The 10,237-nt window shown below is 54.2% G+C and carries 7 protein-coding genes; 4 read left to right on the forward strand and 3 right to left on the reverse strand.

What is annotated here, in order from left to right:
- Positions 1-11: 11 nt before the first annotated feature.
- The gene (locus tag ACI0FJ_RS17155) at positions 12-1,259 is read right to left on the reverse strand and encodes a dicarboxylate/amino acid:cation symporter (protein ID WP_424305376.1); all 1,248 of its coding nucleotides are present in this window, start codon (positions 1,257-1,259) and stop codon (positions 12-14) included.
- A gap of 714 nt (positions 1,260-1,973) precedes the next feature.
- On the opposite strand from ACI0FJ_RS17155, the gene ACI0FJ_RS17160 reads away from it, so the two are divergent.
- On the forward strand, positions 1,974-2,819 hold the full coding sequence (locus ACI0FJ_RS17160) for a MurR/RpiR family transcriptional regulator (protein ID WP_424305378.1): 846 nt from the start codon (positions 1,974-1,976) through the stop codon (positions 2,817-2,819).
- Positions 2,820-3,097: 278 nt separating this feature from the next.
- The gene (locus ACI0FJ_RS17165; RefSeq protein WP_424305380.1) at positions 3,098-4,561 is read left to right on the forward strand and encodes a KAP family P-loop NTPase fold protein; all 1,464 of its coding nucleotides are present in this window, start codon (positions 3,098-3,100) and stop codon (positions 4,559-4,561) included.
- A gap of 479 nt (positions 4,562-5,040) precedes the next feature.
- On the opposite strand, the gene ACI0FJ_RS17170 is transcribed toward ACI0FJ_RS17165, so the two are convergent.
- Together ACI0FJ_RS17170 and ACI0FJ_RS17175 are read right to left on the reverse strand one after the other, a co-directional pair.
- Positions 5,041-7,737, reverse strand: coding sequence for an ABC transporter permease (locus ACI0FJ_RS17170; protein ID WP_424305382.1), 2,697 nt, complete (start codon positions 7,735-7,737; stop codon positions 5,041-5,043).
- Entirely contained in the window at positions 7,734-8,444 is a 711-nt protein-coding gene (locus ACI0FJ_RS17175) for an ABC transporter ATP-binding protein (RefSeq protein ID WP_424305384.1), read from the reverse strand. Before ACI0FJ_RS17175 ends, ACI0FJ_RS17170 begins: the two co-directional genes overlap by 4 nt.
- Positions 8,445-8,469: 25 nt before the next feature.
- Here ACI0FJ_RS17175 and ACI0FJ_RS17180 point away from each other — a divergent pair, with 25 nt between their 5' ends.
- Both ACI0FJ_RS17180 and ACI0FJ_RS17185 read left to right on the forward strand, forming a co-directional pair.
- The gene (locus ACI0FJ_RS17180) at positions 8,470-9,144 is read left to right on the forward strand and encodes an arylesterase (protein WP_424305386.1); all 675 of its coding nucleotides are present in this window, start codon (positions 8,470-8,472) and stop codon (positions 9,142-9,144) included.
- A 27-nt stretch (positions 9,145-9,171) separates the two neighbouring features.
- On the forward strand, positions 9,172-10,200 hold the full coding sequence (locus ACI0FJ_RS17185; protein ID WP_424305388.1) for a patatin-like phospholipase family protein: 1,029 nt from the start codon (positions 9,172-9,174) through the stop codon (positions 10,198-10,200).
- The last annotated feature ends 37 nt before the right edge of the window (positions 10,201-10,237 follow it).

A 10,237-nucleotide genomic window follows, 5' to 3' on the forward strand; every position in this document is an offset into this window, starting at 1 on the left:
GTTGTTTTTAATTACGCCTGGCTCTGGGGCTGATCTTGGGCTGGGACGATTATTTCGTCACCTATCATATGGTCGGTACTTGCAATGCACAGGGTCGATACCGCATCGCCAACGACGTTCAGCGTGGTGTTGCACATGTCGAAGAGGCGGTAGACACCGGCAATGAGGCCCATGATTTCCAGGGGAAGATTCATGAAGGACAGAAGCACCATGGTCATGACGATGCCGCCGCCGGGGATACCGGGGGAGCCCATGGCAATGACAGAGCCAAACAGAACCAGATAGATTTGCTGGGCAAGGGAAAGGTCTATGTTGTAAATCTGGGCCACGAAAGCGACAGCCATGGAGTAATACAGCACGGCTCCGTTCATGTTGATGACCGTGCCCAGCGGAATGGTGAATTCGGCGAGTTCGGCACGCACCTTGAAATCGTCGGTCATTGTCTTCAAGGTCAGGGGCATGGTTCCCGCACTGCTGGTGGTGCTGATGGTCATTACCATGACCTTGCCCATGTGGCGGAAAAAGTCCTTGATGGAAACCTTGCCGATGAGGCGCAGCATGGGAATGTACAGACAGACCATCACCACGAGTGCGGCCAGGTACAAGGCGCCGACCAGCTTGCCCAGGGGGCCGAAAACTTCAAGACCGTATTTGCCGACCGAGCAGGCGATAAGCGCCGCCACACCATAGGGGGAAAGTTCCATGACCATGCCGGTGATGCGGATCATGAGCTTGTTTCCCTCGTCGATGAATTTTTTCACCGTGGAAACGCTGGCACCGAGTCCGGTGATGGCTGTGCCCAGGAACAGGGCGAAGATGATGATCTGAATGAGTTTGCCTTCGGAAAAGGCCTTGAAGGGGTTTGTGGGAATCATGCTGAGGATGGTGGAAGCAAAACCAGGCGTGGTGGCCGAGTGCGACACGGTACCGGCGCCTGCGAGGCTTTCCAGAGTGAATCCGACCCCGGGAGAGAAAATATTTGCGGCAGCAATGCCGATAGCCGCACAAATCAGCGTTGTTCCGACATAATAGAGAAGAACCTTTCCACCCATTTTTTTGAGTTTGGTTATGCTCTCAATACCGGAAACACTGCTGGCGATAGAGAAAAAAACCAGCGGAACCACAAGCATTTTGATGAGGCTGAGGAAAATATCGCCGACAAGTTTGATTGCCAGTATTTTTTCCTGAAAAATTAAGCCGAGCACAATGCCGACGGCAAACCCAATGAACACTTTTCCAGCGAGCGAGACCTTTCTCATGAATCCTCCAGATGGTGACGTTAACTATCCTGACTTACACGTATATGTTGACTCCTTATGGATCATCCCTCTAACTATTGTTGAGTCGTCGACTTTTTGTTTTATTATTGAAGACAATTCGACATAAACCATGACCCGTGCTTTTAGTCAAATAAAAAAATGCCGTATCCTTCCGACGTTATTGAATACTTTTTGTGGTGAAGATCTTGTTGCGCAAAGGATAGTTGTTTTTGGTAAGATATTCGCAAAACATGTGTTTTTATTTTGCGAATATCCACGAATTTGAAAAATACGCCTCCATGCCGGGCAATCTGCTTTGGACTGTTTACAGTGGCTCGCCCAGGCCAGACAGCGCTGTATTTGTTGGTCTTTTTTGTCTGTGGAGTTCTTGGGCACGACACGCGCTGCCTGTATACACTGCAAACAGAACTTGAGAGGACCGGGGGAAGGTTGCAAGATGAAGAAGAACGGTAGGCGCCGCACCTCGCGCAATGCATATTGGAAATGCCGGAATCCAATGGTGAAAATATTTTTTCGGAACCCAAGAGCAGTGCTCTCTCGGATCAGCACCGAGGAATAATCTGTATTGAATTTGCTTTTTACGCTAGACTATGCAGGTGTTCCTGCCGTTCCTTGTAACTTCATGTTCTATACCAAGTGTTTTTTGTTGGTAAGGAGCACGGACCTGCCAATGGAGATATTATGAGTACCCGATTGGAAGAAAAAATAAAAAAAGCAAAGCTGACAAAAACAGAGCGCATTATCGCTGAGTTCATTCTGAATAATAAAAACAACATTTGTTTTTTGACAGCCACAGATATTGCCAAGCAGACAGGTATAAGTGACTCGTCCGTGATTCGGCTTTGCCGTACTTTGGGGTATAAAGGCTATATTGATTTGCAGCAGGACATGCAGCAGCAGGTTTTGCAACAGATGGGCAGCAGGCAGGATGCATTGCTGTCACCACTTGAAAAACTTGCACTTCCAAAAGAGTACGATGGCAACGAACTGATGCAAAAGCATTTGAGTTCATCTATAAATTGTATAAAAAGTTGTATTGGCACATATGATCAGAACAAATTTGATACCATCGCGCAAATTATTCTCAACAGCCGCAATAAATACATTACCGGATTTCGCGGGTGTAAAAGTTTTGTAAGCTGGATGGCCTTGTTGCTTGGGCAAATGACGCCAAATGTCATCCGCAACATGCATGGCGATGCAGATGCCTTGGAAACCATGCTGGACATCAGCCAGGAAGATTGCGTGGTTCTTTTCAGTTTTCACCGCTACTCCCGTATGGCTCTGGAAGTCGCGGCCCTGACACAGTCCGCCAAGGCCAAGCTTATTGTCATCACCGACCGCATGACGGCTCCGGTGGCGAATAATGCAGATGAAGTCTTGGTGGTGCAGACGGATGGTGTCAGTTTTTTCAACTCGCAGATAGGGACCATGTTCGCGGTTGAACTGCTGCTGGCTACTGTGGAAAAGCTGGGCGAAACACCGAAAGGACGGCTCGAGCTGCTGGAGAAGCATCTTGCGAGTACGGAATTGTACTAACTAGGCTGCCGATAAAGGCCCGATAGCTGCGTTGTTGCAAGAAATTTGGCCCCTCGCGTATCAGGAAATACGCGTCGCGACCAAATTTCTCTTACGCCTTGCTCTCAGACCTTTCTGGGCAGCCTTGCTTTAGCCCCCCTCCTTGATTGAAAAGGGACAGAAAAGCTTATCCATGGCGAATCAAGAATTATTCAACGCTGCCTAAACTTTCTTTGCATGGCCTGCCTGTCAGGTTATAACTATCTCACTACAAAATAGACTTACGGGAGGGCTCAACGGTGTTTCGTAAAAATAAGCCGCTCGAAGCCACCTCAGATGATCCTTTTAAAGAGGATAAATTGGGGCGTGAGGAAAATATTATCGCTTTAGTTGAGATAATGAAGGATGTGCAAACGCCATTGGTTATGACCGTGAGCGCGGATTGGGGAAGTGGCAAAACTTCTTTCATTCGCATGTGGAAGGCTTATTTGGAATCCCAAAAACACCCATGCATTCTCTTTAATGCATGGGAGCATGATTTCAATAATGAGCCATTAGTGGCCTTTCTTGGTGAAATATACGAATTTATGGATGCAAATCCAGCCAACAAATTCGAGCAAACAAAAATCTTGCTGCGGAAGGCAGGGCCAAAAGTTTTAAGCGCCCTGACGAAAATTGCTGCAACAGCAAAATCTTATTTTCCCGTTGATATCTCTCCTGGCGTTCATGTCGGGTTGGCAGCCGCAGAAATAACTACTGAGAATCTCTCTGAGTATTTTGATCTGATTTGCAGTAGGCACGGAACTTTGAAAGAGCAGCTAAAAAAATTCAAAGAATCACTTGAATCGTTCGTTCAAACGGCATGTGAAAGTGGACACCAGGCTCCTTTTTATTTTTTTGTAGATGAGCTGGACCGCTGTGAACCATCATATGCCATTCAACTTTTGGAAACAGTCAAGCATCTCTTCAGTATTCCAGGCATTGTTTTTGTTTTGGCTGTGGATAAAAATAAGCTTGGGGATATGGTAAGAGTCCGATATGGAGGTTTCAGCAATGAAGAAGATTCCACACGTTTTGCAGATGGGTATCTTAGACGTTTTGTAGATGTTGAGTATGAAATACAAGAACCTAGTATTGAAATGTTCATCGAATATCTTACTGAAGATGTTTATGCTCTCACAGATAATAATGATTTTAGACAGTTTAAGGATAGGTTCTATAATTTTATAAAGCTGTTTTTTGAGAAGAGAAAAACTACTTTGCGTGATGTTGAAAATTTTTTTGTTCGTTCATACCATGTTTTATTTTATTCTAATAAAGAAGATGTTTCGCATGTTAATGGTAAGTTTTGGATTATTAAAAATGAAAAATGTAGTATGGAAGATCATGAGTTTTGGAGTTATCCAATAGAGATATATATTGCCGTGTGTATTATTAATGTCTTTTATCCGGAAAGATTTAAGGGGCTTGTACAAGGAATAAACAAGCCACGAGACCAGCCTCGGATGCTTTTTGTTGAACAATTTTATGAGTCTTGTATCGCTATAAAAAGTTATATGAACAGTGGAAATTTGAATTTGTTTCCAACGTCCTCTGATGATGACTTTATGGATTTAGTAAAAGGACTGTGCTTAGTCGAAGGCAATAGATTGTATCTCGATAAGAAACCTCTTTTTCAAGAATTATGTAGTTGTATAGCTCTTCTCGATTCTTTCTCTTTTTTGGAAAAGGAGGAATTTGGGGACAAGGACGCTGTGACATAAGCTTTCCATGGGGGTTGCCTTTGGCCCCACGTTTTAAGGGGGGGGCGACTTTTAGTTTTTACGGGGTAAACGAGAAATTTAAACCGTGCGTCCATCCTTCGGGCGGATGTTGAATGTCCCACGCAAAGGCCTTTTATTTGCCACGTCCCCAAGAATTGGGGCGTGGCATAACTACTTCGCAAAACTTGGCAATGCAGCTTGCGGAACCTATGGCGCAAGGGCGTTACCTCACCTTACTTGGTACAAAGAGGCGGCAATGACTTTCTGCCAGATACCTGCGGCCCCTTAGGGCCGGAAAGGGGGGAGAAGGTTCCGGAAACAAACGGGGAAACCGGGGCCTCTCCGGGTTTCCCCACTGTTTCCGGATAATTCGACGTACCTATGCTTGAAAACTGAACGAAGGGACACCATGGCTTATGTCAGTCCCACATCTTCCTTTCCTTTCTTTTCTTCTTTTTTTCTCTCTCCCCCATTTCCCCCTACTCATTCCGCAATGCAGCCATGGGCTTGCGACGCAGCACCCGAAACATGCCAGCCATTCCGGTGGCAAGGGTTAGTGCCATGCCTGCCAGGGCAGTGGGCAGGGTAACGGCTGGGAGTGGATGAAAGGTGGCTCCGAGCATGCCGGAGATGATGCCCCAGGCGGCCAGGGTGCCGAGAATTGTGGCGGTGATTGCGGCGGCGGCTCCCAAAAGCAGGTTTTCGTACACCAGGGAGAGGAGCACATCCATGGGGCTTGCCCCCAAAACGCGCATCACGGCGGCATCGCGCAGGCGGCTTTCCAACCCGGCGCGCAGGGAACCGGAAAGCACGAGCACACCCGCGAACAGGGCGGTGTAGGCTATAAGGCGGACTGCCAGGGAGATGTTGCCCAAGACCGAGGTGACGGTGTTGAGGACCTCGCGCATGTTGATGGACGAGACATTGGGGAACTGCCTGCTGACTTTTTCAAGAAGCGGCGCTTCGGCCTTGGGATCGGCATAAACCGCGGCAATGTGGGAAAGCGGGGCGTCCTCCAGAAAGCCGGGCGCAAAGACGATGGAAAAGTTCATGCGCAGGGAATCCCACTGGACTTCCCTATAATTGACCACGGGCGCAGTGGTTTCGCGTCCCAGAATATTGATGGTGAGGGTGTCGCCCAGGCCGATGCCCAGGGCTTCGGCTATGTCGCGTGTAAGGGAAATCAGCGGCGGCCCGGAATAGTCCTTGGGCCACCATTTTCCAGCCACGACCCTGGAGTTCGGCGGCACGTCCGCGGCGTAGGTCAGGCCCCGGTCTCCGCGCAATACCCAGCGATGGCTGGGCGGGATGTCCTCCACTACAGCTGGCTTGCCTTTAATGCGCATGATGCGTCCCCGGATCATGGGGCTTTGCTCAATGTCGGTAACGCCGGGAACGGCCAGGACCGTCTGCCGGAAAGGGACCACCTGATTATTCTGGATGTCGATGAAAAAGTAGGACGGGGTGCGTTCGGCCATACCCACGGCGACTTCGCGGTGAAAGTTGGAGGTGACCAGATTGACGGCCACCAGGGCGGTAAGGCCGAGGCCCAGGGCCAGCATGACACGCACGGCAGAGCTGCCGGGCCGGTCCAGACTGCGCAGGGCCAGGGCCAAACGCGGGCTTCCCTTGGGGCGGAATATGCGGCTGACGCGGCGCAACCCCTGCCCGGACAGGGTGAAGACGAGCATGGACGCGGCCGAGGCAAGGCAGAACCAGAGGGTGAGCCGGGCCGAGGGTGTGACCAGCAGGGCATAGCCCGTAAGCAGCACAACGCCGCAGGCAATACTGAACAGGCGGGCGGCGCGGGGATTTTTCCACTGGCGTTCCCAAAATGTGGTTTGGCCGGACAGGGCGTTTGCCGGAGTTGGGCGCGTATGGTCTGTATAGCCCCGGAAAAGCTGGGCGGGCGAGGTGTGCGCGGCCCGGGTAAGGGGCGGCAGACTGAAAGCCAGGGCGGTTGCCAGGCCGAAACCCACGGCCTGAAGCATGGGCAGCAGGTGGAGCGAGGCATCCATGCTGGGAAAAAAGGCCTGGATGGCGCTGGCGGCAAAGATGGGGGCCGTGCCGCCTATGATCGCACCCAGCAGGGAACCGACCAGGGCAATGGCCATGACCTGAGAAAGATAGGCGGCAAAGACCGTGGCAGTGGACGAGCCAAGGCATTTCATAACCGCAATGTGCTGCATTTTGGAGCGCAGATAGGAATCCACGCCGCGTCCCATGCCCACGCCCGCAATGAGCAGGGCGGCCAGCCCCACAAAGGTGAGAAAGGTGTTCATGCGTTCGGTAAAGGTGCGCACCCGTGGCGAGGCCTGGGTAAAGGTGCGGACCCGCCAGCCTGCTGTGGGAAAACGGTTTTCCAGCTCCTTGGCAAGAACGTCCGGGCTTTGAGAGCCCGCGGTGTGGGGCATGTCCAGCCGCGCCCAGTGGCGGACCAGACTGCCGGGCATGACAAGCCCGGTGGCGTTGAGGGCGTCCAGGGTGATGAGCAGACGCGGCCCCAGGGTGAAGAGCGAGGCCGAACGGTCGGGCTCGCGCCGGATGAGCGCATTGATGCGAAAGATGGCATTGCCCACGCGGATGGAGCGGCCCACGGGATTTTTGGGCAGGCCCAGCTTGTCGGACAGGGCCGGGTCCACGGCGGCTCCGTAGACGGTTGTGTCGCTGTTTTGCCGGGGGGCAAGGGGGGCAAGGGCCTGGGCCAGGGACATGTCCGGCGTCAGCAACACCGTACCGGCCAGAGGATAGGCCTTGTCCACGGCCTTGATTTCCGTAAGCGCGGTCTTTCCAGGTAAATTGGATGAATCGGGTGTGTCAGCCGGGGCATCGGTTGAGCTGTTGGGGGCGGCTTGTTCTTCCGCTGTGCCGGAATCATTCATGGCAAAGGCCATGGCCCGCATGGTGGCTATGTGGCTGACGCGGCCTTGGGAGCGGAGAAAGTCGAGTTCGTCGTTTTTGATGGGCAAAAAGGGACGGCTAACGGAAAGGTCGCCGCCCAGCAGGGATTTGGCGTCGCGCCGGATGCCGGATTCCACCGAGGCCGAAAGGGAACCGACCGCGGAAATGAGTCCCACGCCCAGGGCAAGGCAGGCCAGAAAAACCCCGAAACGGCCCAGCCCGGTACGCATCTCCCGGCGCGCCAGACGCAGCGGTACGGGCAGGGCGGAGTTCATGCGGCTGTCTCCGTTGCCTCTTCCAGATGGCCGCCGGCCATGCGCAGCCGCCGCGTGCAGCGTGCGGCCAGGGACGGATTGTGCGTTACCAGAACCATGGTGGTGTTTCGTGCCGCGGCAAGGGTGAAGATCAGGTCCATGACCATGTCGCCGGTTGTCTCGTCCAGGTTGCCCGTGGGTTCGTCGGCCAGCAGGATTTCCGGGCCGGGGGCAAAGGCGCGGGCCAGGGCCACGCGCTGCTGTTCGCCGCCGGAAAGCTGGCCGGGGTAGTGGTCCATGCGTTCCTTGAGACCCACGGCGGCCAGAGACTCGGCAGCGGTCCGCATGTTGTCGTCAACGTTGCCCCGCCGGGCCAGCTCCAGGGGCAGGGCCACGTTTTCCAGGGCGGTCATGGAACCTATAAGATGGAACGACTGGAACACGATGCCCACGTGCGCGCCGCGGAATCGGGCCAGGCCGGTTTCGTCCATGGTGTCCAGGCGCTTGTCCGCAATGGTCACGCTGCCGGAGGTGGGGCGTTCCAGCCCCGAGGCCACCATCAGCAGCGAGGTCTTGCCAGCGCCGGAAGGGCCCATGATACCTACGCTGTCGCCGCGCCGGACCGCGAGGTCCACGCCGTTGAGGACGTTGACGGGTCCGGCACTGCTCTGTAGTGTCAGAAAAATGCGGGAAAGTCTGATGGCGTCGGCATCCGTCGGTGTGTTCACTTCCGTCTCCCGTTGCAGGATCCATATGAAACGACTGTTTTCTTTTCTTGTCTTCTTCTACCTGATTTGTACGGGGTTCCCGACCATGGCGCAAGCCGACATGACGACCATCGTAGCGTTTGGCGACAGTCTCACCGCCGGGTGGGGACTGCGCGCCGGACAGGCCTATCCCGATGTTTTGGAACGTCTGCTGCTGGATTCCGGCAGGGATGTGCGGATCATCAACGCCGGGGTTTCCGGCGACACCACGGCGGGCGGACTCTCCCGGCTGGGCTGGGCGCTGCGGGACGAACCCGACCTTGTCATCCTCTGCCTTGGGGCCAACGATGGCCTGCGGGGGCTATCCACCCGGCTTATGGAGTCGAACCTGGATTCCATGCTTTCGCGGCTGAAATCGGAAAACGTGCCGGTTATCTTTGCAGGCATGATGGCACCGCCCAATATGGGCCACGGCTATGCGCGCCAGTTTCAGGGCGTGTTCGACCGGCTTGCGGAAAAGTATGACGTGGCCGCGTATTATCCGTTCCTTTTGGAAGGCGTGGCCGGAGACAAGTCGCTCAACCTGCCCGACGGTATTCATCCCAACGAGCAGGGCGCGGAAATCATAGCCAAAAATCTCTTTCCTATAGTAAGCCGTATTGTGGATGAGCTACAGAACAAGGCGTCCAAAACAAAGGCGGCTGCGGACGGTTCGCAGTAGGCCAACATCTTTTTCAAGGCGGTTTGTATGGGCAACGACGGGAACGTTCATCCGGTTCGCGCTACCGAATCCGATGAAGCGGGGTGGGACTTCGAAGCCATTGACCAGAATTCCGCGCAAGCGATTCCTTCGGAAAAGAAAAAACGCAACCCTCCGGTCCGCAAGAAAGATCCCGGTCGTCCGCGTGTGGGAGTGGTGCTGGGCTCGGAGGGCATAAAGGCCTTTGCCGCGCTTCCACTCATCGAGGCCCTGCAGAGCGAGAACATCCAGGTGGACCTCGTTGTCGGCTGCGGAGGCGGCGCCCTGCTTGCCGCCCTGTGGGGCGCAGGCTACGACATGCGCCAGATTTCCAGCCTGTTTGCCAAGGCACACGCCAAAGAGCTGTATTCCGACTACGACATCAATGCCATTATGAGCATCCCGGACGAGGAAAAGGGCCGCTTCCATCTGGATAGCGCCATCCTCCGGCCGCACGGGTTGCAGCGCGTGTACGAGGCCATCTTCAAGGATCAGGACATTTCCTCTCTTTCGCACCGGACCATGCTGGTCACCACGGACGCCATGAGCGGTCGGAGCGTTCAGCTGGAATCGGGCAATCTGGCCCAGGCGGTCTATGCCAGCGGTGCCATGTATCCTCTTATGCCACCTGCCAGGATCGGCGGCAGGCTGCTCATGGACGGCGGATTCCGCTCCCCGCTCCCGGTCTTGCAGGCGGTGCGGGAAAATATGGATGTGATTATTGCCGTGTATTTCGAGGACGCGGTGAACCCGGAGCCGTCGGGCTTTGCGGAAAGCTTTCTGAACACGACCAAGATGTACCGCCGTTCGCTCATCCAGAGCCAGCTGCCCATGGCCATTTCCATGCACTATTATGAAATAATCCCCGTGTACGTGACGTACAACCGGCCGTTGCAGATATGGGAAGCCGAGCGCATCAAGGAGATCATCCACTTGGGGCGGTTGGCGGTGCAGGACAGGCTGGGCCTTGTAAAGGAGGCCATACAGCAGTTTCCCGAGTGCGGGCTGCTGCCGGGAGGCGGGGCCGCAGGGGCGTAAGACGTCTGAGGGAAAGAGTGTTTCCGGTTCGTTTGGG

Origin of the sequence: Desulfovibrio sp. 7SRBS1, assembly GCF_049723905.1 — a bacterium.
Taxonomy (GTDB): domain Bacteria; phylum Desulfobacterota; class Desulfovibrionia; order Desulfovibrionales; family Desulfovibrionaceae.

What these genes read in the sequence shown, in the direction of transcription:
- ACI0FJ_RS17185 (WP_424305388.1), top strand. Translation starts at nt 9,172, where the DNA reads ATGGGCAACGACGGGAACGTTCATCCGGTTCGCGCTACCGAATCCGAT.
- ACI0FJ_RS17155 (WP_424305376.1), bottom strand. Translation starts at nt 1,259, where the DNA reads ATGAGAAAGGTCTCGCTCGCTGGAAAAGTGTTCATTGGGTTTGCCGTC.
- ACI0FJ_RS17170 (WP_424305382.1), bottom strand. Translation starts at nt 7,737, where the DNA reads ATGAACTCCGCCCTGCCCGTACCGCTGCGTCTGGCGCGCCGGGAGATG.
- ACI0FJ_RS17180 (WP_424305386.1), top strand. Translation starts at nt 8,470, where the DNA reads ATGAAACGACTGTTTTCTTTTCTTGTCTTCTTCTACCTGATTTGTACG.